This is a genomic window from Citrobacter sp. GW821-FHT02E08 (assembly GCF_059421685.1).
The window spans coordinates 289,632-314,582 of sequence record NZ_JBWKVL010000001.1 but is presented as its reverse complement, the minus strand read 5'-3'; the positions used below and the strand labels follow the sequence as shown (position 1 = coordinate 314,582).

Annotated in this window: 29 protein-coding genes; 12 read left to right on the top strand and 17 right to left on the bottom strand. The window is 56.0% G+C overall.

The genetic code is table 11. From position 1 onward, the window contains the following. Positions 1-4: 4 nt before the first annotated feature. The 12 genes from AC07UY_RS01560 to AC07UY_RS01505 form a co-directional block, all read right to left on the bottom strand. Entirely contained in the window at positions 5-775 is a 771-nt protein-coding gene (locus tag AC07UY_RS01560; RefSeq protein WP_494700620.1) for an aspartate dehydrogenase, read from the bottom strand. A gap of 9 nt (positions 776-784) precedes the next feature. Continuing rightward, positions 785-1,579: an SDR family oxidoreductase gene (locus AC07UY_RS01555; RefSeq protein WP_494700619.1), complete on the bottom strand. Its 795-nt coding sequence runs from the start codon at positions 1,577-1,579 to the stop codon at positions 785-787. Further along, positions 1,563-2,333, bottom strand: a complete 771-nt coding sequence (locus AC07UY_RS01550) for an alpha/beta fold hydrolase (protein ID WP_494660701.1) — start codon at positions 2,331-2,333, stop codon at positions 1,563-1,565. The genes AC07UY_RS01555 and AC07UY_RS01550 overlap by 17 nt, the downstream gene beginning before the upstream one ends. 9 nt (positions 2,334-2,342) lie before the next feature. After that, the gene (locus tag AC07UY_RS01545) at positions 2,343-2,873 is read right to left on the bottom strand and encodes a cupin domain-containing protein (RefSeq protein WP_203360032.1); all 531 of its coding nucleotides are present in this window, start codon (positions 2,871-2,873) and stop codon (positions 2,343-2,345) included. A 10-nt stretch (positions 2,874-2,883) separates the two neighbouring features. After that, a complete protein-coding gene (locus AC07UY_RS01540; protein ID WP_494660700.1) occupies positions 2,884-4,140 on the bottom strand; it encodes an MFS transporter in 1,257 nt (418 codons plus the stop codon). Positions 4,141-4,166: 26 nt separating this feature from the next. After that, positions 4,167-5,354: an NAD(P)/FAD-dependent oxidoreductase gene (locus AC07UY_RS01535; protein ID WP_494700618.1), complete on the bottom strand. Its 1,188-nt coding sequence runs from the start codon at positions 5,352-5,354 to the stop codon at positions 4,167-4,169. Further along, positions 5,351-6,277: a VOC family protein gene (locus AC07UY_RS01530; protein WP_494700617.1), complete on the bottom strand. Its 927-nt coding sequence runs from the start codon at positions 6,275-6,277 to the stop codon at positions 5,351-5,353. Before AC07UY_RS01530 ends, AC07UY_RS01535 begins: the two co-directional genes overlap by 4 nt. 88 nt (positions 6,278-6,365) lie before the next feature. After that, positions 6,366-7,154, bottom strand: coding sequence for an IclR family transcriptional regulator (locus AC07UY_RS01525; protein WP_490469706.1), 789 nt, complete (start codon positions 7,152-7,154; stop codon positions 6,366-6,368). 14 nt (positions 7,155-7,168) lie between these two features. Beyond that, positions 7,169-7,918, bottom strand: a complete 750-nt coding sequence (locus AC07UY_RS01520) for an SDR family oxidoreductase (RefSeq protein ID WP_494660697.1) — start codon at positions 7,916-7,918, stop codon at positions 7,169-7,171. Continuing rightward, a complete protein-coding gene (locus AC07UY_RS01515; protein ID WP_494660696.1) occupies positions 7,918-8,940 on the bottom strand; it encodes a Rieske 2Fe-2S domain-containing protein in 1,023 nt (340 codons plus the stop codon). Before AC07UY_RS01515 ends, AC07UY_RS01520 begins: the two co-directional genes overlap by 1 nt. A 10-nt stretch (positions 8,941-8,950) precedes the next feature. Next, positions 8,951-9,259 (bottom strand): recombinase-like helix-turn-helix domain-containing protein, encoded by a 309-nt coding sequence (locus AC07UY_RS01510; protein WP_203360025.1) that lies wholly within the window; start codon positions 9,257-9,259, stop codon positions 8,951-8,953. Further along, the gene (locus AC07UY_RS01505) at positions 9,256-9,579 is read right to left on the bottom strand and encodes a Rieske (2Fe-2S) protein (RefSeq protein WP_035892012.1); all 324 of its coding nucleotides are present in this window, start codon (positions 9,577-9,579) and stop codon (positions 9,256-9,258) included. Before AC07UY_RS01505 ends, AC07UY_RS01510 begins: the two co-directional genes overlap by 4 nt. A 415-nt stretch (positions 9,580-9,994) precedes the next feature. On the opposite strand from AC07UY_RS01505, the gene AC07UY_RS01500 reads away from it, so the two are divergent. Continuing rightward, positions 9,995-11,206 carry an MFS transporter gene (locus AC07UY_RS01500; RefSeq protein WP_494700684.1) on the top strand — a complete coding sequence of 404 codons (1,212 nt, stop codon included), beginning with the start codon at positions 9,995-9,997 and terminating at the stop codon, positions 11,204-11,206. 3 nt (positions 11,207-11,209) lie between these two features. On the opposite strand, the gene speB is transcribed toward AC07UY_RS01500, so the two are convergent. From speB to yqgG, 4 genes are all read right to left on the bottom strand, one after another. Then, positions 11,210-12,130, bottom strand: a complete 921-nt coding sequence (speB, locus tag AC07UY_RS01495; protein WP_162380198.1) for an agmatinase — start codon at positions 12,128-12,130, stop codon at positions 11,210-11,212. 171 nt (positions 12,131-12,301) lie between these two features. Further along, entirely contained in the window at positions 12,302-14,278 is a 1,977-nt protein-coding gene (speA, locus tag AC07UY_RS01490) for a biosynthetic arginine decarboxylase (RefSeq protein ID WP_203360024.1), read from the bottom strand. A gap of 8 nt (positions 14,279-14,286) precedes the next feature. Beyond that, entirely contained in the window at positions 14,287-14,418 is a 132-nt protein-coding gene (yqgB, locus tag AC07UY_RS01485; RefSeq protein ID WP_162380248.1) for an acid stress response protein YqgB, read from the bottom strand. A gap of 93 nt (positions 14,419-14,511) precedes the next feature. Next, the gene (yqgG, locus tag AC07UY_RS01480) at positions 14,512-14,655 is read right to left on the bottom strand and encodes a small protein YqgG (RefSeq protein WP_301699346.1); all 144 of its coding nucleotides are present in this window, start codon (positions 14,653-14,655) and stop codon (positions 14,512-14,514) included. Positions 14,656-15,068: 413 nt separating this feature from the next. Here yqgG and metK point away from each other — a divergent pair, with 413 nt between their 5' ends. The 8 genes from metK (at position 15,069) to ruvX (ending at position 22,325) form a co-directional block, all read left to right on the top strand. Continuing rightward, on the top strand, positions 15,069-16,223 hold the full coding sequence (metK, locus tag AC07UY_RS01475; protein ID WP_203360022.1) for a methionine adenosyltransferase: 1,155 nt from the start codon (positions 15,069-15,071) through the stop codon (positions 16,221-16,223). 402 nt (positions 16,224-16,625) lie between these two features. Continuing rightward, positions 16,626-18,020, top strand: coding sequence for a galactose/proton symporter (gene galP, locus AC07UY_RS01470; protein ID WP_494700616.1), 1,395 nt, complete (start codon positions 16,626-16,628; stop codon positions 18,018-18,020). Positions 18,021-18,099: 79 nt separating this feature from the next. Beyond that, positions 18,100-18,597 carry a SprT family zinc-dependent metalloprotease gene (locus AC07UY_RS01465; protein ID WP_301699343.1) on the top strand — a complete coding sequence of 166 codons (498 nt, stop codon included), beginning with the start codon at positions 18,100-18,102 and terminating at the stop codon, positions 18,595-18,597. A gap of 94 nt (positions 18,598-18,691) precedes the next feature. Next, positions 18,692-19,399 (top strand): deoxyribonuclease I, encoded by a 708-nt coding sequence (gene endA, locus AC07UY_RS01460; protein WP_276293942.1) that lies wholly within the window; start codon positions 18,692-18,694, stop codon positions 19,397-19,399. 76 nt (positions 19,400-19,475) lie between these two features. Next, the gene (gene rsmE / locus AC07UY_RS01455; RefSeq protein WP_494660695.1) at positions 19,476-20,207 is read left to right on the top strand and encodes a 16S rRNA (uracil(1498)-N(3))-methyltransferase; all 732 of its coding nucleotides are present in this window, start codon (positions 19,476-19,478) and stop codon (positions 20,205-20,207) included. A gap of 12 nt (positions 20,208-20,219) precedes the next feature. Then, positions 20,220-21,167, top strand: a complete 948-nt coding sequence (gene gshB, locus AC07UY_RS01450; RefSeq protein WP_494660694.1) for a glutathione synthase — start codon at positions 20,220-20,222, stop codon at positions 21,165-21,167. A 178-nt stretch (positions 21,168-21,345) separates the two neighbouring features. After that, positions 21,346-21,909 carry a YqgE/AlgH family protein gene (locus AC07UY_RS01445; protein WP_203360017.1) on the top strand — a complete coding sequence of 188 codons (564 nt, stop codon included), beginning with the start codon at positions 21,346-21,348 and terminating at the stop codon, positions 21,907-21,909. Next, positions 21,909-22,325: a Holliday junction resolvase RuvX gene (ruvX, locus tag AC07UY_RS01440; RefSeq protein WP_494660693.1), complete on the top strand. Its 417-nt coding sequence runs from the start codon at positions 21,909-21,911 to the stop codon at positions 22,323-22,325. Before AC07UY_RS01445 ends, ruvX begins: the two co-directional genes overlap by 1 nt. A gap of 47 nt (positions 22,326-22,372) precedes the next feature. Here ruvX and AC07UY_RS01435 read toward each other — a convergent pair whose 3' ends face one another. Next, positions 22,373-23,353 carry a type IV pilus twitching motility protein PilT gene (locus AC07UY_RS01435; protein ID WP_494660692.1) on the bottom strand — a complete coding sequence of 327 codons (981 nt, stop codon included), beginning with the start codon at positions 23,351-23,353 and terminating at the stop codon, positions 22,373-22,375. Between the two features lie 17 nt (positions 23,354-23,370). Between AC07UY_RS01435 and AC07UY_RS01430 the strand changes: the two genes are divergently transcribed. From AC07UY_RS01430 to yggU, 3 genes are read left to right on the top strand one after another with little or no spacing between them, the layout of a single operon-like run. After that, complete coding sequence (locus AC07UY_RS01430) at positions 23,371-24,075, top strand: YggS family pyridoxal phosphate-dependent enzyme (protein WP_203360014.1); 705 nt, start codon at positions 23,371-23,373, stop codon at positions 24,073-24,075. Between the two features lie 18 nt (positions 24,076-24,093). Beyond that, positions 24,094-24,660, top strand: coding sequence for a YggT family protein (locus tag AC07UY_RS01425; RefSeq protein ID WP_494660691.1), 567 nt, complete (start codon positions 24,094-24,096; stop codon positions 24,658-24,660). Next, a complete protein-coding gene (gene yggU, locus AC07UY_RS01420) occupies positions 24,657-24,947 on the top strand; it encodes a DUF167 family protein YggU (protein WP_162380211.1) in 291 nt (96 codons plus the stop codon). Before AC07UY_RS01425 ends, yggU begins: the two co-directional genes overlap by 4 nt. Positions 24,948-24,951: the final 4 nt, after the last annotated feature.

Sequence of the window (24,951 nt, the reverse complement as noted above, 5' to 3'; positions counted from 1 at the left end):
CCTCTCAGCGCTGGACCAGCTCGCGGCAGGCGCGCACTGCGCTTAATGCCGCCAGGGTGGACGTTTTCGGGTTGCTGGCCAGCGGTAAGCCGCTCAGTTCCAGATGAAATTCGCCAAACAGACCTTCAACGTGCAGGGTGTGGGTATTGCGTTTCGTGGCCGGATCCACCATCAATTGCACGCGGGTGTCATCCATTCCGATGCCGCCAAGCGCAACGGTCGCCGCCACGTTGGCGTTAGCCGGAAACAGCCTGGCCGCCTCGCGGGCACTGCCTTCAAAGAAAATCTGCGCCTCGGAAACGGTGTTGAGATCGATAAGCTGCTCGGCGTAGCTGCCGCGCCAGCTGGCCGGGCTTTTACGCGACTGGTAGGTAACGCGCTCAAGCCCGCCCTCTTTCGCCGCCGCCAGCCCGTCGATCCCCGCGACCGCGCCGCTCAGCAGCGTGAGCCTGCCGCTCGCGTTCAGCAGGCGCTGCTCCAGCGCGCTGTCGGCCAACGCCCCGGTAGAGATCACCGCCAGATGCCAGCCGCGCGCCAGTACTGCCTCGCCGTACTGCGCCACCGCCTGCTGACTGGCACACTCCAGCACCAGATCCGGCGTCTCAGCACAGTCCATTGGCGTGGTCAGCACTGTGACCGCGCCGCCAAACTGCTCGTGGATCGCCGCGTGGTGAGATTCGCGCGCGACGATCCAACCGATAGCCACCTGTGGTGGCAAACGTTCAATCACCGCCTGCGCCATTGCCCCATAACCGATTAACATGATCTTTTTCATGATGCTTCCTTACAGGTGACGGCAAAAACCGCCGGAGACGTCCAGAGCGGCCCCGGTGGTAAATGAAGCCAGCGGCGAGGCGAGGAATAACAGCGCCTGCGCTGGCTCCTGCGGTTTGCCCAGGCGGGCCATGGGAATACCGCGCTTGCGGGCGATATCCGCCGTCCACTCCGGCCAGCTCTGGTTTTTATCGGCGCGGTCAGCAAACCGGCGCTGCCACTGCCCGGACTCGACCATGCCGAGTAGAATTGAGTTAACGCGAATGCCTTTTTCCACCAGATCTTTCGACAGCGTCAGCGTCATATTCAGTAGCGCTGCGCGGGCCGCCGAGGTGGCAATCATGTGCTCTTCCGGCTGTAGCGCCAGCAGCGAGTTTACGCAGGTAATCGAGGCGATATCCGACTGCTCAAGCTGCGGTAAAAACGCCTGCACCGGGTTAATCACACCGAACAGCTTCAGCTCGGCTTCATGCAGCCACGCCTCGCGCGGGGTATCGGCAAAATGCGCCACATAGCCCTGACCAGCGTTGTTGATCAACATATCTGCCGGGCCAAAACGGTCGTTCACCGCCTCGGCAAACGCCAGCACCTCTTCGGCTTTCAGCACGTCGCAGCGCCATGAAAACACGTCGCCCTCGGGATATTCGTTTTGCAGCGCCGTGTGGGCGCTGGCAAGGCGGTCAGGATCGCGCCCACAGAAAGCAACTTTCGCCCCTTCGCCCAGCAACAGACGCAGCGTTTCAAAACCAATACCCGAAGACCCTCCGGTGACTACCGCGACACGTCCGTTAATTTGTGCATTCATCGCGCACCTCTTGTTTAATACGTAAAAGCTGTTGATTAAAAAACGCGTTGTTATCGAGATAACTGGCGTGCCCGGCCTGCGGAATAGCGGTGTACAGCATGCCGTAGCGCAGCGCCAGCCCGTGTACCAGCTCAGGCGGGGTGATGGCATCCTGATCGCCGCACCAGACTTCAAATGCGCCGCCGTAGATCCTGAGCCAGCCGTGAATATCATCGTGCGCCAGCATCCACGCGGCAGCGAGATAGCCTTCGGCGCGCAGCCTGCGCATTCCGGCGGCAACGGTGGCGATATCTGCCTCGCGTGCGCCGGGGTGCAGTAACTTCGCCGCCCGGGTTTGCGCGAGGATGTCGCCACCCAGCGCAATTTGCTGCTCGCGGCTGCGCCAAACTTTTTCGCGCTGCTCGGGCGCGCTCTGGCCGTAGCCCTGTGCGGCATCGGCCAGCACCAGGTGCAACACGCGGTCGGGGTATTTCGCCGCAAAAGCGCTGGCGACCAGCGCACCGAGTGAATGCCCCACCAGCACCGTCTGCCGAACGCCTGCGCTGTCCAGCATTGCCGCCAGCGCGTCGGCGTAATCCCCCGCGTTGGCCCGTGCAACATCAAGCATTGGGCTCTCGCCGTAACCGGGCATATCCCAGGCCAGCACGCGGAAGCCCGCCAGCGCCATCTGCTTATGCCAGGAGGTCGCGCCGGAGCTGATACCGTGCAGCAGCATCAGCGGAATACCGCAGCCCTGTTCACGAAAACCCGTCATAGCGCCCCCTTAGCCCCGCTTCACTTTTGACAGTGGATGATCGGTCGGATAGGTCGGGATGTGCGGTTTCTGCGTACCCAGCATCACGCACATCAGCGCTTCTTCTTCGCCGTGGTTAAACAGCCCGCGATAAATACCCGGCGGTACAGAGATCAGATCGCGTTCGCGCAGCACGGTTTCGGTATAGTTATCGCCGTCCTGAATCATCAGAGTGATCTGCCCTTTCAGCATGAAGAACACCTCTTCCACATCATCGTGCAGATGCAGCGGTCCTTCGCATTTTGACGGCAGCACCATGGTGGAGAAGGTGAAGTGCTCGGCGGGAACGGTATTGGCATCAGTTGCCACGCCCGTCGCGCCGGTGCCGATGTAGCGCATCTGCGCACGGCGATATTTCGGGTCATAGTCGGCCTGGAACTTCAGCGCGTTCCAGTCGTACTTGCGTCCTTCAAAGCGCGCAATGCGCGACTCGACCCACTCTTCCATGGTCAGATGGTCAGGTTTAATGCCCGGTTTTGCGGTTACGGTTGAATCAGTCATGACACTCTCCTCAGTAACGTTTCAGCAGCGGCAGTAACAGGACGCAGCCCACCGCCGCCATCACCGCCAGAAAAATCAGCCCGGAATCCATGCTGTGGGTGAAGGCGATAAGCACCCCCATCACCGCTGGCGACAGCGCACCCGCAAAGTTTCCCAGCCCGTTGAAGATACCGCCGGCGGTAGCGCTCACCCGCGGGTGGGTTGCTTTCGCCAGCAGCGCAAAAATGTTGGGGGCGCCGGTTCCCCACATAAAGGTGCTAAAGCTCATCGCGGCGATGACGGCCAGCGGGGTATCCAGATGCATCACCACCGCCAGACCAACCCCTGCGCCCGCCATCGAGATAAAGCAGGCCGCCGCGCGTTTATCGACGCGATCCGACAACCATGCGCCGATCACTTCACCCGCCAGCATGGCGATAAACGGCATCGATGAGAGCCAGCCGGCGTGTTCAAGATGGATGCCTTTGCCTTTGATCAGATAACCCGGCAGCCAGCCGTTGATGCCCCACAGATAGGTGAGAAAGGCGATGTTAAAGATGCAAATAATCCAGAAGTGCAGGCTGGCAAACAGCTCGCGCCGCGCCAAACGTCGCTCGTCTTGTGTCGCCTTCGCTGTGGTCGGCTTTGCATCCAGACGGATGCCCCGCAGGCCAATGCGCACGAAAATCAGTACCGGCACGGTGAGCATCGCCATCACAAAGAAAGTACTCTGCCAACCGAAAGTGTTGAGCAACCACAGGGAGAGCGGGAAGCCAATCGCCGCGCCAAACGGCGTGCCGAGCAGCCACAGCATGGTGGCCCGCGCCTGCAGGCGCTGCGGGAAGTTGTGGCGAACGATGGCGAAAGCCAGCGGAAACAGCGGACCCTCAGCAACACCGAGCAGGATGCGCAGCACAATCATCAGGGTGTAGTTGTGGGTAAAGCCCATCGCCACCATCAGCACACACCACACCGCCATCATCCCGGTCAGCAAGCGCAGCGGCGCAATCTTGTCGCCAAGGCCACTCAGAAATACCGATGAAAAACCGTAGCTCAGCAAAAACGCACTCATCAGAATGCCAAGGCGCGTGGTGTCAAAATCAATGCCCATCGCCTGCTGAAAATGGCCGTCAGAAAACAGCGCGGCAATGCTGATTTTGTCGAAAAACGCCAGCAGTACACAGGCCAGCAGCGACAGCGGGATCGCCCAGCGAACGGCTTTTTCAGGCGTACGGGTCCCCTCACCGCTCGCCTCTGCGGGCGCGGTGTTCGTCTCGAATGTGGTCATTTATCCCCCCTAAGGGTGCGCGTCGGTTATCGCAATGACATCAGTGAAAAGGTCGGGTCGGCGAGCGGAACGTCGGACAGATCCCGTCCAGCCGCCATCCAGCGTTTCGCCAGCTTCACGGTGCGTGCGTCATTGAACGCCACCAGTTGCGCCAGCCGTCCGTTACCGTCCAGCGAGAAGAAAAGCGTGTTCTCACGGACGATCGTTTTACTGTCAGGCTGTGGAATGCCGAGGATCTGAATGTTGTGCTGGTATTGATCCGACCACAGCCACGGCGCTTCGTCATAACCTGCAGCGTCTGCATTGAGCATCGCTTTTGCCGTCGCCACGGACTGATTCTGCGCAAAGGCCCAGGACTGAATGCACAGGCCGTACTGGTGATGCTGCGCCACATCGCCTGCGGCAAAAATGGCCGGATCCGAGGTCCGCCCCTGCGCATCGACGACGATCCCACGGTCGATGTGCAGCCCGGCCTCACGCGCCAGTTCCAGATTGAGATCGACGCCGATCCCCACCACGACTGCGTCATAGGTTTCACGCTGGCTGTCACAGTGGATCGTCGGCAGGCCATCGTTATCCTCCAGCTCCAGCGTGCCGCAGCCGGTACGGATATCCACGCCCTGTTTGCGGTGGACAGCCGCCAGGTGCGCAGAGACGTCGGCACTGACCGAGCGCATACACAGCGCAGGCTGCTGCTCAAACAGCGTAACCGCTACGCCGCTTTTGCGCGCCGAAGCAGCAATCTCCAGGCCAATCCAGCCGCCGCCGATAATCGCCAGCGTTTTGCACTCCACCAGGCGCCCTTTCAAACGCTGGGCATCCTGCCAATGGCGCAACGTGTAAACCTGCGGATGCTGTTCCCACGCCGCCCCCGGCAGGCGCGCCCGTCCACCGGTGGCGATTAACAGCATGTTGTAACTAAGCTGTTCCCCGTTGCTTAACTTTACCGTTTTCGCCTCGCGGTGGATGGATTCCACCCGCAGCGGGCGATACCAGTTCAGGTTCAGCGCCTGTTGCGCCGCTTCACTGAACAGTCGCGGCAATGCAGCGTCCGGCTCCAGCAATGTGGCTTTCGACAGCGGCGGGCGCTCGTAGAAGTCCCACGCCTCTTCCGCGACGACACAAATCTCGCCGTCAAAGCCTTCATCGCGCAGGGTTTTCGCTGCCCAGCCGCCCGCCTGACCGCCGCCGATAATGACAATGCGCGTTGTCATAGGGCCTCCGTTTTCTTCTGCTGGCGGCGCGTGTCATGATCGATACCGCCTTCCACCGCCCATTCGGTAAAGGAGACCAGCGAATGCTCCAGCTCGCGCGGCTGCCAGTTTTCCGTCAGATAGTCGTCGTTGGTGTAGTACTCAAACGCACCGCCGGTCGGGCTGTTGACATACCAGAAGTAGGCCGACGACACCGGGTGGCGTCCCGGCCCAATAAAGGTGCTCCAGGCATTCTTGTTCATGGCGATGCCGCCGCCGATCACTTCATGGATATCACGCACGGTAAAGGCAACGTGGTTCAGACCGCGCTTACGGTTCGGCAGTTGCAGTAAGAAGAGGTTGTGGTGGCCGCCGCGTTCGCAGCAGCGCAGGAACACCGCGCGATTGATATAGCGATCGGAAACCTGAAAGCCGAGCACGTCGCGATAAAATTTCTCCACCGCCGCCAGCTCTTCGACGAAGAACACCACGTGGCCGACGTTGATCGGCTCGGCGCGATCGTAAACCGGGCTCGGCGTGTCGATACGGCGGACGTCGCCCCACTGATTGATTGGCTCGACATTCAGCTCAACCGGCACCTGCTGGCTCACCTGTACACGCAGAGTCATGCCGTTCGGATCGCGGCATTCCAGCGCGCCGTCCACTTCACGAAAACCCGGCTGCTGCGCCAGCTTCGGCCTTAAGGCTTCCAGTTCCTGCAGGCTGGCTACCGACCAGGTCATGCGACGCAGGGTGTTACCGGCTTCAAACGCAGGAGGCAGATCCGGGCTGTCGATTGGGTTCAGCTCCACGCGGGCACCGCTTAGAGTGGTAAAACGCTGGCCGCTGGCGTCGCCCGTCAGGCCAAAATCACGCATAAATTTGGCGCAGTGCGTCAGGTCGTCGACGCCAAATTCCAGCTTTTCAATTCCGATTACGCTCATCGTTCGTTGCCTCATTTACCGTTCATCACCCGAATTTGGGCGTAAAATATGCCCGACGCAGTCAAGCGCCTGGCGTTAATCTTTTGATTTAGCTCGCTTTAGAGAGATAGCCTAAGAAGCCGGAAATTTTATCCGCCGCCAGGCTCACCTCGCTTTGCAGCCGTTCGCGATCGCTTTGCGGGATCTCTTCCGACGGCACCAGAATGCTCACCACGGCCGCCACTTTCCCACAGCGGTCATACACCGGATAAACGATGGAGGAGATACCGTGGCGGAAGAAGGATTCGCCAATCACGTAGCCGCGCACCTTATCCTGCTGCACCATCTGCCACAGCGCTTCGCGGTCCTGCAACTGGCCCGGCGTGTTGCCCGGCAGGCGTTCTTGCGGGAACAGCTGTTCAAAATCGGCGCGGCTGAGGTCGGTCAGAAGCATGCGCCCCAGCGAGGTGCAGTGCACCGGCAAGCGGGTACCAATGCTGACCTGGTTGATACGCGAGCCGGCGGCGCTGACACGGGCGATATAGATAATGTCGCGCCCGTCGCGGATCGCCAGATGGCTGCTGCACTGGCTGGTGTCACGCAGTTGTTCAATCACCGGCTGGCCCACCTGGGCCACATCCAGCGAAGCAATGTATTCAAAGCCCAAACGCAGTACGTTCATGCCCAGCGAGAAGGTGTTGGTGCGCGTGTTGCGCTCCAGAAAACCCATATATTCCAGCGTTTGCACCACCCGGTAGGCGGTGGCCTTCGGCATATCCACCAACCGGTGCAGCTCGGCAAAGGTCAGTTCGCGATGCTGCTCGCCGAAAGCCAGCAGCAGTTGCAATCCGCGCTCCAGCCCCGGCACCAGATATTTCACTTCCTGATCGTTTGCCATATCGACTCCGAAAATCAGTTAAAAACAAAGCCGCCGTTGACCGGAATCAGCTGTCCGGTGATAAAACGCGACAGATCGCTGAGCAGCCATACCACGCTGCCGGTCACATCATCCGGCTGCTGCGCCCCGGTGAGTGCGCGGCCGTTTTCATACAGCTGATGACGTTCAGCGGGCACGTACTCCGTCGCCTCAACACGGGTCAGCCCCGGCGCGATGGCGTTGATACGGATGCGTTTTTCGCCTAGTTCGCGCGCCATTGAGCGGGTCATCGCAATCACCGCGCCTTTACTGGCGACGTAGGCCATCAGGCGCGGCGCGCCCCATAGCGCGGTGTCCGACGCGACATTGACGATCCCCGCACCTTCACGCAGCAGCGGTAATGCGGCGCGTGTCACCAGCCAGGTCCCCTTCACGTTCACGGACATCACGCGATCCCAAAGATCCGGATCGTAATCGATCATGTTTTTACCGCCGACGCCGGTCGCCATCGCCGCGTTGTTCACCAGGCCATCAATTGGCCCGCGTTCGCCAACGGCATTGAATACCGCGTCTATTGAGCCAGCATCCGCCAGGTCGATAACGTGTGATTCAATCGCGTAGCCCTGCTCGCTTAACTCGTGTGCGCGCTCCACCAGCTCACCTTTCAGGATGTCGCACATCACTACCGCCGCCCCCTGTTCCGCACAGGCTTTGGCGAAGTGGTAGCCCAGGCCGCGCGCAGCGCCGGTCACCACGATGCGTTTACCGTTTAACAGCCCATTCATCAGGCGGCTCCCTGCTGCTGTTCGCGGACTGCCAGTTGCTCTTTGGCCAACTTTTGCATCATCCGGCGCAGGCGGGAAAGACCAACGTCATGCTGATAGAGATACTCATGGTCACGGGCGTTCGGCGCCATGCTTTCCAGCACCACGCGGTCCTGCTCAAGCACTTCCCAGTGCAGTTTTTCCAGGCGGTTGCGGTACATAAAGCGCCACATATCACGCTGCCAGCCCTGTACGCGGCGGATACGCCAGAAGAAGACGCGACAGTTGTCGTTATCTTCCGGCACCACCATGCCGACGATAAAGAAGTGCCCGCCCGGCCCAAAACGCTTCTTATACGGAATGGACAGGCGCATCCAGAAGGTGCCGCTATTGCCCAGTTCAACCCAGTCAAAGTTGACGCCGCTCTGGCCTTTTTTCTCAAAGATAAAGCCGGTTTTGGTCGGCTGTAGTACCATGTCGGCCTTGCGGTCACCTTCCGCCATCGAGTGCGATGAAGAGTGCAGATAGGTACCGTGCATCGGGTCCATCACGTTTTCCAGCGCATACTGGTAGTTACATTTCCAGGCCGCAGTACACAGGAAGTTGCTGTAGGTTTCCGTATCGGCCAGCTCAGCAGGGAAGCTCAGCGCGTCCGGCTGCTGATCGGCAGTCACGCCAAACCACAGGAAGATGGCGCCGTGCGCCTCCTGGACGTTGTAGCTGCGCACACACTGCTGGCCCACCAGCGGACACTTGTCGACAGCGGGGACATCTTTCACTTCGCCGTTGCCAGCCACTTCTACGCCGTGATACCAGCAGGCAATGCGGTCGCCGAGATTCCAGCCCATCGACAGGCGCGCGCCCCGGTGCGGACAGCGGTCTTCCAGTGCCTGTACCTGGCCGTCTTTGTTACGCCAGACCACGATCTGCTCGCCAAGACGAGTGATGCCCACCGGCGCAGACTGCACTTCCCAACTGGCCAGCACCGGATACCAAAGACCGCGCAGGCCTTTATCTAGATAGTTTTGTACGGTTGTCGTCATCGCCTTGCCCTCAGTAGCCGTTAACCTGTAAGAATGCTTCGAAGCTGGCATCGCTCCACGGCTCGCCCTGCTGGTCGTGCATGCGTACCGCGTTCAGCCCTTTCACCAGCTCCGGTAGGGTTTCGGCCCCTTGCTCAAAAAGATCTTCCAGCGTGGCGATAAGGTTCACTTCCCAGTTTTCCGGCATGCGACTGCGGGTTTGCCAGATCAGGTTCTGGTAATCACCCGGCTTATGGATTGCGCCGTTGCCACCTTCTGCGGGCGGGGTAAACTGGCGGCTTTCCGGCAGTGCCGGGTTAAAGTTCGGGGTGTCGCTCATGCCACGGTCTCCTCGATAAACGTAATCTGGATCTGGTTTTCAAATACCCGAACCGGGTAGCGGTTAAGATTGCGGCCGCCGGGGCCGTGCAGGCACTGCCCGGTTTTGACATCGAAAACCGCTTCGTGCAGCGGGCACTCCACTTTGCCGTCTTCCACAAAACCCTGGCTCAGCAGCGCATAGGCGTGGGGGCATACGTCTTCCAGCGCGTAATATTCACCGTCAATTAAATAAACGCCGATCTCTTTGCCTTCGACGTTGCCGCTAAAAGGGAAATCTTCCTGTACTTGTTCTGCGTCACATACGCCTATCCAGCTCATCGCGATCCTCCAGGCTTTTGTTTCATATATGAAACTCTGTTTCTTATTTAATACGGTCAATATAAAAGCGATGAATGTTTCGTCAAGCACAAATGTGACTGATTTGTTAATTGATGCGCAGTTAATTAGCTAAGTGTGCAAACGATCACGAAAAAATGCAGCGATATGAAATTTTCATTATTCTGGCGTGAATAGATACGCTTATTGATGGTCTCTTATTTTGAATAATAGATATTGACTTCTTTTCTTTTTACTCCTTAAAAATAATAAAACCGAGCAAGCACAGAGTTTCACCTGTGAAACTAAAATTTATTTTATTGTTTATAAACAAAGAGTTTCACAGGTGAACCATTTTAGTTGCGTGACAATCACATCGATAAAAATATAAATAAACAGAAAGATTAAGGCGGGTATGATGACAGTAAAATGGCAAGGAACAATAGCACTCTTGTTGCTAATTATTATCTCCTACGTTGACCGGGTGAATATCTCAGTAATGATTTTAAATCCGGAATTTGCCGAACATTTTCAGTTAAATGAAAACAGAATGTTACAGGGGATGCTGATGACATGCTTTCTTCTGGGTTATGGATTCTCCGCTTTATTATTAACTCCGGTTATTGAAAGCAAATTACATTACCGACAGGGATTATTAAGCAGCATCGCGATTTGGGCTGTGGTTTGCGCCATCTCACCTCTGTTAGGGTCGTTAATGGGGATGCTGATTGCCCGCATGATTTTAGGTATTGCCGAAGGGCCGCTCTTTTCGCTCAAAACGCGTTTTATCAGCGATAATTTTCGCCCCGAAGAGATTGGTAAACCCAACGCCGTCACCGCGCTGGGTGTTTCTCTGGGGCTGGCTGTTGGTTTTCCGCTGGTGACCTGGCTGATGGAACATCTGGGATGGGCGGGATCATTTTACGCGCTGGCGGTGATTAATCTGGTGCTGGGCGGCGGATTAATCTGGCGTTTTCTGCCTGCGCCTCACAGCGCAGTGAAGCAGGAAAAGCCGGGGTTTGTGCAGACCTTCACCCTGGCCTGGCAGACGCCGCTGCTGGGCTGGATCCTGCTGGTTGAGATCGCCACGCTGAGCTATCTGTGGGGCAGCAGCGCGTGGCTTCCAGCCTGGCTGCGCGATGAACACCACTTCTCGCTGCACGCCGTCGGTTTCCTGGCGGCTATTCCTTTCCTGCTGAGCCTCGGCTCAAAATTCCTCGGCGGCGTGCTGCTCGACAAAATGCGCCCTGAGCAAGCGCCGGTTCTGTTTGTCGTCGGCGGACTGTTCACCGCGCTTTCGGTACTGGCGCTGATGCTCAGCCAGCAGGCCGCCTTGCTGGCGCTGTTTATGCTGTCGGCCAATATCTTCTGGGGATTACAGGGCGCAGCTATTCCTGCCGTCGTGCAGCACCATGCCGCACGGGAAGCGGTGGGCAGCGCCTATGGGATCATTAACGGCATTGGCAACATTTGCGCGGCGTTTATTCCGCTGCTGATGGGCGTGGTGATGAAATCAGTGGGTTCGGTCAGTTCCGGCTTTTCGGTACTGGTGGCGTCGCAGGTTATCACGCTGCTGGCTGGAGGGATGCTGCTGCTGCGCATGCGTCGCGCAGCAGCAGTGAGCGTCTGAGGCTTATTCGCCTTTTTTCGCCGCCTGGATGTAGAGCATTTCCAGCGCCAGGGTCGCCGCGGCCAGCGCGGTGATTTCAGACTGATCGTAAGCCGGAGCGACTTCGACCACGTCCATACCGACGATATTCAGATCTTTCAGACCGCGCACCAGCTTAATGGCGCGATCGGTAGTCAGGCCGCCGATCACCGGTGTGCCGGTGCCAGGCGCAAAGGCCGGATCCAGCGCATCGATATCAAACGTCAGATAGACCGGCATATCACCAACAATCTGCTTCACCTGCGCGATGATGTCGTCCACGCCACGATCGTTGACCTGGCAGGCATCCAATACGGTAAAACCGTTGTCTTTGTCGAACTCGGTACGAATGCCGATCTGCACAGAGTGGTTCGGATCGATCAGACCTTCGTTCGGCGCGGTAAAGAACATGGTGCCGTGGTCAAATTCACAACCGTTGGCGTAGGTGTCGGTATGCGCATCAAAATGCACCAGCGCCATTTTGCCAAAGTGCTTCGCGTGCGCACGCAGCAGCGGCAGCGTCACGAAGTGGTCGCCGCCGAAGGAGAGCATACGTTTACCGGCGGAAAGCAGCTTTTCTGCGTGCGCCTGTAATTTCTCGCTCATTTCGCGGGCATCGCCAAACGCATACACCAGATCGCCGCAGTCCACGACGTTCAGGCGTTCGCGCATGTCGAAGTTCCACGGGAAGCGGTTGTGCTCCCAGGCCAGATTGGTTGATACCTGACGGATCGCCGCCGGACCGTGACGACCGCCCGCGCGACCAGACGTCGCCATATCAAACGGAACGCCGGTGATCACCCAGTCGGCATCGCTGTCGTACGGCTGGAAGTTCATCGGAAGGCGTAAAAAACCAAACGCGTTAGATACCAGAGAGTTATCGTACTGATGACCTAAAGTGCTCATGTCCTGACCTCTTATAAAATCACTGTAAAAAAAATCCCCTCCGCGTCGTTAGGCCCGACGAGGAAGGGATTGATTTGCATATCACGTATTGGGCGTAATTATCGCCGTTAAATTGCTCAGGTTCAAATGAACCGTAGGCCCGGTAAGCGCAGCGCCACCGGGCACGAGCGGTTACTCGTCTTCCAGATAGGTGTACCCGTACAGTCCGGCTTCAAACTCTTCAAGGAACTGCTGTTGCAACGCATCATCCAGATCGGTCTGTTTCACCTGATCGCGGAAATGGGTCAGCAACGTGTTCGGATCCAGCTGTACGTATTGCAGCATGTCCGCCACGGTATCGCCTTCATCAGACAGTTCAACTTCTACGCTGCCGTCCGGGAAGACAAACACATCAACCGCTTCGGTATCGCCGAACAGGTTATGCATGTTGCCGAGGATCTCCTGATACGCGCCAACCATAAAGAAGCCGAGCATCGGCGGATTCTCAGGATCGTATTCCGGCATCGGCATGGTGGTGGCAATACCGTCACCGTCGATGTAGTGATCGATCGCCCCGTCGGAATCACAGGTGATATCCAGCAACACCGCACGACGCTCTGGAACCTGATCCAGCCCTTCCAGCGGCAGAACCGGGAATAACTGGTCGATACCCCAGGCATCCGGCATTGACTGGAACAGCGAGAAGTTGACGTACACTTTGTCCGCCATACGTTCCTGCAGTTCGTCGATGATCGGGCGATGCGCACGGTTTTGCGGGTCCAGCTGTTTCTGCACTTCGTGACACATGCTGAGGTAAAGCTGTTCTGCCCACGCACGTTCCTGCAGGCTAAAGGTCCCGGAAGAGTAACCGACGTGGATATCGTGCAGGTCCATCTGGCTGTCGTGCAGCCATTCACGCAATGAGCGACGGGTGCCCGGCTCGTGCATCTCCTGCCAGGTTTCCCACATGCTTTGCAGCGCGCGCTGAGCATCTTCGCCAGGCGCCGTAGGTTCAGTATATTCGTTACGCTCAACGCCGATGATGTTGGAAACCAACACGGTATGGTGTGCCGTCACCGCACGTCCGGATTCGGTGATCACCGTCGGGTGCGGCAGGCCATTCTCTTCACAGGCATCGCCAATCGCCCAGATGATGTTGTTGGCGTACTCATTCAGGCCATAGTTGACGGAACAGTCAGACTGCGAACGGGTCCCTTCGTAATCCACGCCCAGACCGCCGCCGACGTCGAAGCACTGAATGTTGACGCCCAGCTTGTGCAGTTCAACGTAGAATCGCGAGGATTCACGCACACCGGTCGCGATGTCGCGGATGTTCGCCATCTGGGAACCGAGATGGAAATGCAGCAGTTGCAGGCTGTCCAGACGCCCGGCTTCGCGCAGGGTTTCAACCAGTTGCAGTACCTGAGTCGCCGCCAGGCCGAACTTGGATTTTTCACCGCCTGAGGACTGCCATTTGCCGGAGCCTTGTGACGCCAGACGCGCACGCACACCCAGACGCGGGATGACGTTCAGACGCTCAGCTTCATCCAGAACGATGGCGATTTCCGACATCTTCTCAATGACCAGATAGACCTTATGGCCCATCTTCTCGCCGATCAGCGCCAGACGGATATATTCACGGTCTTTGTAGCCGTTACAGACAATCACGCTACGGGTCATTCCGGCATGCGCCAGAACCGCCATCAGCTCTGCTTTAGAGCCCGCTTCCAGTCCCAGCGGCTCGCCGGAATGGATCAGCGATTCAATCACCCGACGGTGCTGGTTAACTTTGATCGGGTAAACGAGGAAATAGTCGCCGTTGTAACCGTAGGATTCACGCGCACGTTTGAACGCGGCGTTAATCGAACGCAGACGGTGTTGCAGGATCTGCGGGAAGCAGAACAATGCAGGCAGACGCTGGCCTTGCGCTTCGCGCGCTTTTACCAGTTTGGCAAGATCAACGCGCGCGTCGGGGACGTCCGGATCCGGGCACACACTGATGTGTCCCAGTTCATTGACGTCGTAGTAGTTATTGCCCCACCAGGCAATATTGTAAGTACGCAGCATCTTGCTGGCTTCCTGGGAACTCATTGCAACCTCCTGCATGGAGCGTAGTACACCCTGTCCGCCTGCTGACGAAAGCGAACCCATAGAAATGTCGTCAGACATAGCGAACCTCAGATTTTATTAACAAGTGTAAAACAGTTGACTACTATCGCAGTCCGAAGACGCGATAACAACCCATAAACAGGCGGATTTTCCAGCGGATAGTGCTGACGCTCCGACTGCGCGACCGGTTTCTTTTTCATATCATTGTAAAACACGTAACCGAACTTAAGCATGACGGTTCGGCGAAACCACGAGAAAACTCTTGTTTAACCAAGAGCGCCCTTGTTCAGTCCTTAGTTGCCGTAACCGGCCCTGGAGTCCTGAGAAGCGCCGAGATGGGTATAACATCGGCAGGTATGCAAAGCAGAGATGCAGTATGTGGGGGACATTCGTACACCAGAACGGTGCGACTGATTCAGCAGAATACAACGGTTCATTATCTCGTATCACCTCCACGGCCGCTCCGCACGGAACGAACCCACAAGCCAAAGCAAAAGTTTTAGCCCGGCAGGAAGTGGCAACACGATGAAAACGTCGTGTGCTGTATGAGCCGCGCGCCGCGTTTTATACCGACATGAGAGGTAAAAAGCAAAACATAAATGCGCACATTGCCATCACCGTCAGGAAAAATTTCCAGCTGTGTTTTCAACGCAATGAGGCTTTACTCAAAAAAAGCTGGAAATCAGGTGAACAAGTAACCTAAAATAGCCATCCAGATGTTAATCCATCCATACTGATTAACACTCAGACTGCCAGTGTCACTAACCTGCAGGCCTTGGTAGAATCTTCGGCTATGGCTACCCCGCACAACAGTTTGAGCTAAACAAATTCTCCTTAGGTGAAATTAAACATGGCAAAACACCTTTTTACGTCTGAGTCCGTTTCAGAAGGGCATCCTGACAAAATCGCTGACCAAATCTCTGACGCCGTGCTGGACGCCATCCTGGAACAGGATCCCAAAGCACGTGTCGCATGTGAAACCTACGTTAAAACCGGTATGGTTTTAGTTGGCGGTGAAATCACCACCAGCGCCTGGGTTGATATCGAAGAGATCACCCGTAATACGGTGCGCGAGATTGGCTATGTGCATTCCGACATGGGTTTCGACGCGAACTCCTGCGCAGTGCTGAGCGCTATCGGTAAACAATCCCCGGATATCAATCAGGGTGTTGACCGTGCCGACCCGCTGGAACAGGGCGCTGGCGACCAGGGCCTGATGTTTGGCTACGCCACCAATGAAACCGAAGTGCTGATGCCAGCACCAATCACCTACGCACACCGTCTGGTGCAGCGTCAGGCTGAAGTGCGTAAAAACGGCACCCTGCCGTGGTTACGTCCGGACGCGAAAAGCCAGGTGACCTTCCAGTATGACGACGGCAAAATCGTCGGTATTGATGCCGTGGTTCTGTCCACTCAGCATTCCGAAGATATCGATCAGAAATCCCTGCAAGAAGCGGTGATGGAAGAGATCATCAAACCGGTTCTGCCGAGCGAATGGCTGAGTGCGTCCACCAAATTCTTCATCAACCCAACCGGCCGTTTCGTTATCGGTGGCCCAATGGGCGACTGTGGTCTGACGGGGCGTAAAATCATCGTTGATACCTACGGCGGTATGGCACGTCATGGCGGCGGCGCTTTCTCCGGTAAAGATCCGTCTAAAGTTGACCGTTCTGCAGCCTACGCGGCGCGTTATGTGGCGAAAAACATCGTCGCTGCGGGCCTGGCTGACCGTTGTGAAATTCAGGTCTCCTACGCTATCGGCGTGGCGGAACCGACTTCCATCATGGTTGAAACGTTCGGTACTGAGAAAGTCCCTTCAGAGCAGCTAACTCTGCTGGTGCGCGAGTTCTTTGACCTGCGTCCGTACGGCCTGATTCAGATGCTGGATCTGCTGCACCCGATCTACAAAGAAACCGCAGCCTATGGTCACTTTGGTCGCGAACATTTCCCATGGGAAAAAACCGACAAAGCGCAGCTGTTACGTGATGCCGCCGGTCTGAAATAATCCTCTGACTGAACGCTCTCAAAGGCCAGCCTCGTGCTGGCCTTTTGCTTTTCTCATACCGCCTTCCCCCCGCTGTTACCCATTCCGGTTTTCCGTAATTCCCCTTCCACAGACAAAACAATGGAAGCGATTACATTCAATTTTACGTTATTAAAACTGGATTAACACTTCACAACAGTCACACACGCATTGTCGTTACATTGATTTTCGGCATTATCTTAATACCGGGTAACACCCCATGTTACATGATTATTAAATTCACTATTTTTCATATAATTAAACAATACACTTGGTGAATGTTAGTGTAACCGATTACACCAATGTGATTAACCTCACATATTTTTACGGCGTACTCACCTACCCTTACCATCAACAAAATTGGCAACCCAATCGGAGGGCTTTATGCCTGACACTAAAAAACAGGGGCGTTCCAACAAGACGATGACATTTTTTGTCTGCTTTCTTGCCGCCCTGGCCGGATTACTTTTTGGCCTGGATATCGGTGTTATCGCCGGTGCGTTACCCTTCATCACTGATGAATTCCAGATTAGCCCGCACACTCAGGAATGGGTGGTAAGCTCGATGATGTTCGGTGCCGCTGTTGGTGCCGTCGGCAGCGGTTGGCTCTCTTTCAAACTGGGTCGTAAGAAAAGCCTGATGATCGGTGCGATTCTGTTTGTGGCGGGTTCGTTGTGTTCTGCCGCCGCACCTAATGTTGAGGTTCTGATTATCTCCCGCGTGCTGTTGGGCCTGGCCGTTGGTGTCGCCTCCTATACCGCTCCGCTGTACTTATCCGAAATTGCGCCGGAGAAAATTCGCGGCAGCATGATCTCGATGTATCAGCTAATGATCACCATCGGTATTCTGGGGGCGTATCTCTCGGATACTGCCTTCAGCTACAGCGGTGCATGGCGCTGGATGTTAGGCGTTATCATTATTCCCGCCATTCTGCTGTTGATTGGCGTGTTCTTCCTGCCGGACAGCCCGCGCTGGTTTGCCGCCAAACGTCGCTTCGTGGATGCAGAACGCGTTCTGCTGCGTCTGCGTGATACCAGCGCAGAAGCCAAACGTGAGCTGGACGAAATCCGCGAAAGCCTGCAAGTGAAACAGAGTGGCTGGGCGCTGTTTAAAGAAAACAGCAACTTCCGTCGTGCCGTCTTCCTGGGTGTGCTGTTACAGGTGATGCAGCAGTTCACCGGGATGAACGTCATCATGTACTACGCGCCGAAAATCTTTGAACTGGCGGGCTACACCAACACCACTGAGCAGATGTGGGGGACCGTTATCGTCGGTCTGACCAACGTTCTGGCAACCTTCATCGCCATCGGTCTGGTAGACCGCTGGGGTCGTAAACCTACGCTGACGCTGGGCTTCCTGGTGATGGCCATCGGGATGGGTACACTGGGCACCATGATGCATATCGGTATCCATTCGGCCTCCGCACAATACTTTGCCATTGCCATGCTGCTGATGTTTATCATCGGGTTCGCGATGAGCGCCGGTCCGCTGATTTGGGTACTGTGCTCTGAAATTCAGCCGCTGAAAGGGCGCGATTTTGGTATCACCTGCTCTACGGCAACCAACTGGATTGCCAACATGATTGTTGGCGCGACATTCCTGACCATGCTCAACACGCTGGGTAACGCAAACACGTTCTGGGTGTACGCCGGTCTGAACCTGTTCTTCATCATTCTGACCCTCTGGCTGGTTCCGGAAACCAAACACGTCTCCCTGGAGCACATCGAACGTAACCTGATGAAAGGTCGTCGACTGCGCGAAATCGGCGCTCACGATTAATCCGCTATCGCTTCCTCCCGCAATCGGGAGGAAGCTTCCCCCTTGCAGTCCCCGCCCCCTCGCACTATTCTCTGCCGTTATGAAAACCGTCCGTCTCCCTATCGCCATCCAGCAAGCCGTCATGCGCAGCCTGCGGGAAAAGCTCGCCCAGGCTAACCTGAAACTGGGTCGTGACTATCCGGAACCCAAACTGGTCTATCAGCAGCGCGGAACCGCTGCCGGAACCGCCTGGCTGGAAAGTTATGAAATTCGCCTTAATCCGGTGCTATTAACCGAAAATGTCGATGCGTTTGTGGACGAAGTTGTCCCGCACGAACTGGCGCATTTACTGGTGTGGAAGCACTTTGGTCGTGTTGCGCCACACGGCAAAGAGTGGAAATGGATGATGGAAAACGTACTTGGCGTGCCCGCCAGACGCACTCACCAATTTGAGCTGCAATCCGTTCGTCGCAACACCTTTGCCTACCGCTGCAAATGTCAGGAACATCAACTCACCGTGCGTCGCCATAACCGAATTGTGCGCGGCGAAGCAACTTACCGCTGCGTCCATTGCGGCGAACCGCTCGTCGCACAATAACATTCAGAATTATCAGGAACTTTTCTGATCTGACTGATTGCATACAGGAACAACTTTCGTTACGTTGCGAGCTCGATTTAACACGGAGTTCGTGATGTACCGTAATCTCACTTTTGCAGTGGCGTTTCTGGCAACTGCTCTCTCAGGCCCGGCGCTGGCCGAAGGCATTAACAGTTTTTCTCAGGCAAAAGCCGCTGGCGTCAAGGTCAATGCTGACGTACCCGGCGACTTCTACTGTGGATGCAAAATTGACTGGCAGGGTAAAAAAGGTGTCGTAGACCTGAACTCCTGCGGTTATAAAGTGCGCAAAAATGAAAACCGCGCCAGCAGAATCGAATGGGAACACGTGGTGCCCGCCTGGCAATTTGGCCACCAGCGTCAGTGCTGGCAAGAAGGGGGGCGTAAAAACTGCGCCAAAGACCCGGAATACCGCAAAATGGAAAGCGACATGCATAACCTGCAACCGGCGGTCGGTGAAGTCAACGGCGATCGCGGTAACTTCATGTACAGCCAGTGGAACGGCGGCGAAGGCCAGTATGGACAGTGCGCGATGAAGGTCGATTTCAAAGAGAAAGTGGCTGAACCGCCAGCGCGCGCACGGGGTTCGATTGCCCGTACCTACTTTTATATGCGCGATCAATACAACCTGAACCTTTCCCGCCAGCAGACACAACTTTTCAACGCCTGGGATAAGCAATATCCGGTCACCGACTGGGAATGCGAACGCGACGAACGCATCGCCAGAGTACAAGGGAACCACAACCCGTACGTGCAACGCGCTTGCCAGGCGCAAAAGAGCTAACCTACACTAGCGGGAATAATTGTTAACCCAACCCCACGCGACTCGTTTGCGTGGGGAGATACGCGGATTTTAAACCATGCGCATTCCCCGCATTTACCACCCTGAACCTCTCTCTTCTGGCAGCCAGATTTCACTGTGCGAAGATGCCGCCAACCATATCGGTCGCGTGTTACGCATGGGGCCGGGGCAGGCTTTGCAACTGTTTGATGGCAGCAACCAGGTATTTGATGCCGAGATCACCAACGCCAGCAAAAAAAGCGTGGAGGTGAAGATACTCAGTGGTGAATTCGACGACCGTGAGTCCCCGCTGCATATTCACCTCGGACAAGTGATGTCACGCGGTGAAAAAATGGAATTCACTATCCAGAAATCAATAGAACTGGGTGTAAGCCTCATTACGCCACTTTTTTCTGAGCGCTGCGGCGTTAAACTGGACAGTGAGCGTCTGAATAAGAAGCTCCAGCAGTGGCAAAAAATCGCCATTGCCGCCTGTGAACAGTGCGGTCGTAATCGGGTGCCGGAAATTCGTCCGGCCATGGATCTGGAAGCCTGGTGTGCAGAGCAAGATGAAGGGCTGAAGCTGAATCTTCACCCGCGCGCCAGCGCCAGTATCAACACGTTACCGCTGCCGGTTGAACGTATTCGTCTGTTGATTGGTCCGGAAGGCGGGCTGTCGGCTGACGAAATTGCCATGACCGCACGCTACCAGTTTACTGATATCCTGTTAGGACCTCGCGTTCTGCGTACTGAGACAACTGCGCTCACCGCCATTACCGCGCTTCAGGTGCGATTTGGCGATCTGGGCTAACGGAGAAGAACAATGATCAAGCTCGGCATCGTGATGGATCCCATCGCAAGCATCAACATCAAGAAAGATTCCAGCTTCGCTATGCTGCTGGAAGCACAGCGCCGCGGCTACGAACTTCATTATATGGAGATGGCCGATCTTTATCTGATTAACGGTGAAGCCCGCGCCTGCACGCGTACCCTGAGCGTCGAGCAGAACTACGACAAATGGTACGACTTTACCGGCGAACAGGATCTGCCGCTGGCGGATCTGGACGTCATTCTGATGCGTAAAGATCCGCCGTTTGACACTGAGTTTATCTACGCCACCTATATTCTGGAACGTGCAGAAGAGAAAGGCACGCTGATTGTGAACAAGCCGCAGAGCCTGCGCGACTGTAATGAAAAGCTGTTCACCGCCTGGTTCTCCGATCTGACGCCAGAAACGTTAGTCACCCGCAACAAAGCGCAGCTGAAAGCCTTCTGGCAAAAACACAGCGATATCATTCTCAAACCGTTGGACGGTATGGGTGGCGCGTCGATCTTCCGCGTGAAGGAAGGCGATCCCAACCTCGGCGTGATTGCCGAAACGCTGACCGAACACGGCACCCGCTACTGTATGGCGCAGAACTATCTGCCCGCTATTAAAGACGGTGATAAGCGCGTACTGGTGGTGGATGGCGAACCAGTGCCGTACTGCCTGGCGCGTATTCCGCAGGGTGGCGAAACCCGCGGTAATCTGGCCGCTGGCGGCCGTGGCGAACCGCGTCCGTTAACGGAAAGCGACTGGGATATTGCCCGTCGTATTGGGCCAACGCTGAAAGCGAAAGGGCTTATTTTCGTCGGTCTGGATATCATTGGCGACCGTCTGACAGAAATTAACGTCACCAGCCCAACCTGTATTCGCGAGATTGAAGCAGAATTCCCGGTCTCGATTACCGGTATGCTGATGGACGCGATTGAAGCGCGTCTGCAGAAGTAAGCCGTCTGCAGGATGACGACCTTTGTAGGCCTGATAAGCGTAGCGCCATCAGGCATTAAAACACCGATGCCGGATGGCGACGCGAGCGTCTTATCCGGCCTACGGTAGTGACATCCGTACTCTTTACCCACATACTGACCCCTGTTGCTTTTTTAAACCAGGAACAGAACCTCTGACAATGAATTTACAGCATCACTTTCTTATTGCCATGCCTGCTCTTCAGGATCCGATTTTCCGCCGCTCTGTGGTCTATATTTGCGAACATAATGAAAATGGCGCAATGGGGATCATCATCAATAAGCCACTGGAAAATCTACAAATTGAAGGGATTCTGGAAAAGCTGAAAATAGCGCCGGAACCCCGTGATCCCGCCATTCGCCTGGATAAAGCCGTGATGCTGGGTGGCCCGCTGGCAGAAGACCGTGGGTTTATTCTGCATACCCCGCCATCGCGTTTTTCGTCCAGTATTCGGATTTCAGATAACACCGTGATCACCACCTCCCGTGACGTGCTGGAAACCCTGGGCACACAAGAACAACCTACTGAGGTGCTGGTAGCCCTGGGATACTCCTCATGGGAAAAAGGCCAGCTGGAACAAGAGTTACTGGATAACGCCTGGCTGACAGCACCTGCCGATCTCAATATTTTATTCAAAACGCCGATTGCCGATCGTTGGCGCGAAGCAGCCAGACTGATTGGGATTGATATCCTGACCATGCCTGGCGTGGCGGGGCACGCCTGATGAGCGAAACCTTACTGGCCTTCGATTTTGGCACGAAAAGTATTGGCGTCGCGATTGGCCAGCGGATCACCGGCACTGCCCGCCCGCTGCCTGCAATCAAAGCGCAGGATGGAACCCCTGACTGGAACCTCATCGAACGCCTGCTCAAAGAGTGGCAACCCGATGAGGTGATTGTGGGGCTGCCGCTCAACATGGATGGCACCGAGCAACCTCTGACCGCCAGGGCACGCAAGTTTGCCAACCGTATTCACGGTCGATTTGGCGTGACGGTGACCCTGCATGACGAACGGCTCAGCACGGTTGAAGCACGCTCCGGCCTGTTTGAACAAGGCGGATACCGGGCGCTAAACAAGGGCAAGGTCGACTCCGCCTCTGCGGTCATCATTCTCGAAAGTTATTTCGAGCAAGGGTACTGAACTCACTCAGTCCGCTGCCATGAGAGTGCGCATCGCCCTGACGCGTTTTAAAGCCTCCCTTGCGCCTGTCGCTGCTGCAGGCTTTGAGCGAAGGTCTGCATTCCCATCTGCTGCCCGGTTTGGATTATGCCGGGCAGTTGGTGGCTCTTCCCTTCGCGGATCAGATTCCCTGCCGCTGGCGTATTGATGAGTAGCTCAAACAGCGCCACGCGCCCGTCCTGTTTGTCTTTTTCCAGTTTTTGCGACAATACCGCACGCAAACTGCCCGCCAGTTGACTGCGTACCGGATCTTTCTCCTGTGCCGGAAAAGAGTCGATCAATCGCTCAATGGCTTGCGCCGCGCCACGCGTGTGCAGCGTCGCCAGCACCAGATGCCCTGTTTCCGCTGCGGTCAACGCCAGACGGATCGTTTCGCTGTCTCGCAGCTCGCCCAGTAAAATGACATCAGGATCTTCCCGCAATGCCGCACGCAGCCCGGAGGCAAACGAACTGCAATGTACACCGACCTCGCGCTGCTGGATCAAACAACGCTGACTGGCGTAACAATACTCGATGGGGTCTTCAAGGGTCAGAATATGCGCTTCAGTATGCTGGTTAAGATACTCAACCATCGCCGCCAGGGTGGTCGATTTCCCGCTGCCGGTGGCCCCGGTCACCAGAATAAGTCCATTCTCGCAGCTCAGAAGATTCGTTAAGACGGGCGGCGCCTGAAGTTCCGCCAGTATCGGGCAGGAGGCGGGTAACAACCGCAGCGCCAGCGAAGTCCCCTGCTGGTGAGTAAAAGCGCTGGCGCGTAGCCGCAAGTTCCCCGCCAGCGACACAGCAAAATCAAGCTGACCATTTTCCCGCAGTTGTTCCTGCTGAGCGTCATTAAGCCACTGCGCTAAGAGCGCCTGAATGTCCGGCGACGTAAAGGGCGCCATCTCCACCCGCCCCCGTTTTCGCCAACGCGCAGACCAGGCATTACACAGGTGTAGATCCGAGACGTTATGCTTTACACTAAGGGCCACAATTTCTTCCATATTCATATGAACATCCTCGGAAAATGAACGATATCGCGCATAACCTGGCACAGATCCGGGACAAAATCTCAGCCGCTGCGACGCGTTGCGGGCGGTCTTCAGAAGACGTTACATTGCTTGCAGTGAGTAAAACCAAGCCTGCGAGCGCCATCGCAGAAGCGATTACCGCTGGGCAACGCGCATTTGGCGAAAATTACGTTCAGGAAGGGGTGGAAAAAATTCGCCATTTCCAGGAGAGTGGCGTCGACGGATTGCAATGGCACTTTATTGGCCCGTTGCAGTCCAACAAAAGCCGCCTGGTCGCAGAACATTTCGACTGGTGTCATACGATCGACCGTCTGCGTATTGCTGCCCGTCTGAACGAACAACGCCCGGCAACGCTGCCGCCGCTGAACGTACTCATTCAAATCAATATCAGCGATGAGAATAGCAAGTCAGGAATTCCGCTGACGGAGCTGGACGCGCTCGCAACTGAAGTGGCGGGAATGCCGCATCTTCGCCTTCGCGGACTGATGGCGATCCCGGCGCCTGAGTCAGATTATGTAAGGCAGTTTGAAGTTGCCCGTCAAATGGCTGTAGCATTTGCCGGTCTAAAGACCCGTTACCCTGATGTCGATACGCTGTCTCTGGGTATGTCAGACGATATGGATGCCGCGATCGCGGCAGGTAGTACGATGGTGCGCATCGGCACTGCTATTTTTGGTGCACGTGATTACACAAAAAATTAAGGAAAACTAAGGAACGCCATGAACACGTTGACCTTCCTGCTCTCGACCGTTATTGAGCTGTATACCATGGTGCTGTTGCTGCGCGTGTGGATGCAGTGGGCTCGCTGTGATTTTTATAATCCGTTTTCGCAGTTTGTCGTGAAAGTCACTCAACCGATTATCGGGCCGCTGCGCCGTGTCATTCCTCCCATGGGTCCGATTGACAGCGCATCGGTACTGGTGGCATTCATTCTCAGCTTTATCAAGGCGATAGTGCTGTTTAAAGTGGTCACTTTCCAGCCGATCATCTGGATTGCAGCCGTACTTATCGTACTGAAAACCATCGGTTTGCTGATTTTCTGGGTTCTGTTGTTGATGGCGATCATGAGTTGGGTAAGCCAGGGCCGCAGCCCGGTTGAATACGTGCTCATCCAGCTTGCCGATCCGCTGCTGCGCCCTATTCGCCGGTTACTGCCTTCTATGGGTGGCATTGATTTCTCTCCGATGATCCTCGTGCTGTTGCTGTATGTCATCAACATGGGCATCGCCGAGATCTTACAGGCGACAGGTAACATGCTGCTGCCGGGGCTGTGGATGGCGCTATGAGTGCCGTTACACCCTGCGATGACGGCCTGGTTTTACGGCTCTATATTCAGCCGAAAGCCAGCCGTGACAGTATTGTGGGTTTACATGGCGACGAAGTAAAAGTCGCCATTACCGCACCACCGGTCGATGGCCAGGCGAACAGCCATCTGGTGAAGTTTCTCAGCAAACAGTTCCGCGTGGCCAAAAGCCAGATCGTTATTGAAAAGGGCGAACTCGGCCGCCACAAACAGGTTAAAATCATTCATCCGCAACAGATCCCGCCAGAAATTGCGGCGTTAACTGATTAGGTAT

Excerpts from the sequence above, each read along its gene's own strand:
- AC07UY_RS01560 (WP_494700620.1), bottom strand. The coding sequence starts at position 775 with ATGAAAAAGATCATGTTAATCGGTTATGGGGCAATGGCGCAGGCGGTG.
- AC07UY_RS01555 (WP_494700619.1), bottom strand. The coding sequence starts at position 1,579 with ATGAATGCACAAATTAACGGACGTGTCGCGGTAGTCACCGGAGGGTCT.
- AC07UY_RS01550 (WP_494660701.1), bottom strand. The coding sequence starts at position 2,333 with ATGACGGGTTTTCGTGAACAGGGCTGCGGTATTCCGCTGATGCTGCTG.
- AC07UY_RS01545 (WP_203360032.1), bottom strand. The coding sequence starts at position 2,873 with ATGACTGATTCAACCGTAACCGCAAAACCGGGCATTAAACCTGACCAT.
- AC07UY_RS01540 (WP_494660700.1), bottom strand. The coding sequence starts at position 4,140 with ATGACCACATTCGAGACGAACACCGCGCCCGCAGAGGCGAGCGGTGAG.
- AC07UY_RS01535 (WP_494700618.1), bottom strand. The coding sequence starts at position 5,354 with ATGACAACGCGCATTGTCATTATCGGCGGCGGTCAGGCGGGCGGCTGG.
- AC07UY_RS01530 (WP_494700617.1), bottom strand. The coding sequence starts at position 6,277 with ATGAGCGTAATCGGAATTGAAAAGCTGGAATTTGGCGTCGACGACCTG.
- AC07UY_RS01525 (WP_490469706.1), bottom strand. The coding sequence starts at position 7,154 with ATGGCAAACGATCAGGAAGTGAAATATCTGGTGCCGGGGCTGGAGCGC.
- AC07UY_RS01520 (WP_494660697.1), bottom strand. The coding sequence starts at position 7,918 with ATGAATGGGCTGTTAAACGGTAAACGCATCGTGGTGACCGGCGCTGCG.
- AC07UY_RS01515 (WP_494660696.1), bottom strand. The coding sequence starts at position 8,940 with ATGACGACAACCGTACAAAACTATCTAGATAAAGGCCTGCGCGGTCTT.
- AC07UY_RS01510 (WP_203360025.1), bottom strand. The coding sequence starts at position 9,259 with ATGAGCGACACCCCGAACTTTAACCCGGCACTGCCGGAAAGCCGCCAG.
- AC07UY_RS01505 (WP_035892012.1), bottom strand. The coding sequence starts at position 9,579 with ATGAGCTGGATAGGCGTATGTGACGCAGAACAAGTACAGGAAGATTTC.
- AC07UY_RS01500 (WP_494700684.1), top strand. The coding sequence starts at position 9,995 with ATGACAGTAAAATGGCAAGGAACAATAGCACTCTTGTTGCTAATTATT.
- speB (WP_162380198.1), bottom strand. The coding sequence starts at position 12,130 with ATGAGCACTTTAGGTCATCAGTACGATAACTCTCTGGTATCTAACGCG.
- speA (WP_203360024.1), bottom strand. The coding sequence starts at position 14,278 with ATGTCTGACGACATTTCTATGGGTTCGCTTTCGTCAGCAGGCGGACAG.
- yqgB (WP_162380248.1), bottom strand. The coding sequence starts at position 14,418 with ATGAAAAAGAAACCGGTCGCGCAGTCGGAGCGTCAGCACTATCCGCTG.
- yqgG (WP_301699346.1), bottom strand. The coding sequence starts at position 14,655 with ATGAACCGTTGTATTCTGCTGAATCAGTCGCACCGTTCTGGTGTACGA.
- metK (WP_203360022.1), top strand. The coding sequence starts at position 15,069 with ATGGCAAAACACCTTTTTACGTCTGAGTCCGTTTCAGAAGGGCATCCT.
- galP (WP_494700616.1), top strand. The coding sequence starts at position 16,626 with ATGCCTGACACTAAAAAACAGGGGCGTTCCAACAAGACGATGACATTT.
- AC07UY_RS01465 (WP_301699343.1), top strand. The coding sequence starts at position 18,100 with ATGAAAACCGTCCGTCTCCCTATCGCCATCCAGCAAGCCGTCATGCGC.
- endA (WP_276293942.1), top strand. The coding sequence starts at position 18,692 with ATGTACCGTAATCTCACTTTTGCAGTGGCGTTTCTGGCAACTGCTCTC.
- rsmE (WP_494660695.1), top strand. The coding sequence starts at position 19,476 with ATGCGCATTCCCCGCATTTACCACCCTGAACCTCTCTCTTCTGGCAGC.
- gshB (WP_494660694.1), top strand. The coding sequence starts at position 20,220 with ATGATCAAGCTCGGCATCGTGATGGATCCCATCGCAAGCATCAACATC.
- AC07UY_RS01445 (WP_203360017.1), top strand. The coding sequence starts at position 21,346 with ATGAATTTACAGCATCACTTTCTTATTGCCATGCCTGCTCTTCAGGAT.
- ruvX (WP_494660693.1), top strand. The coding sequence starts at position 21,909 with ATGAGCGAAACCTTACTGGCCTTCGATTTTGGCACGAAAAGTATTGGC.
- AC07UY_RS01435 (WP_494660692.1), bottom strand. The coding sequence starts at position 23,353 with ATGAATATGGAAGAAATTGTGGCCCTTAGTGTAAAGCATAACGTCTCG.
- AC07UY_RS01430 (WP_203360014.1), top strand. The coding sequence starts at position 23,371 with ATGAACGATATCGCGCATAACCTGGCACAGATCCGGGACAAAATCTCA.
- AC07UY_RS01425 (WP_494660691.1), top strand. The coding sequence starts at position 24,094 with ATGAACACGTTGACCTTCCTGCTCTCGACCGTTATTGAGCTGTATACC.
- yggU (WP_162380211.1), top strand. The coding sequence starts at position 24,657 with ATGAGTGCCGTTACACCCTGCGATGACGGCCTGGTTTTACGGCTCTAT.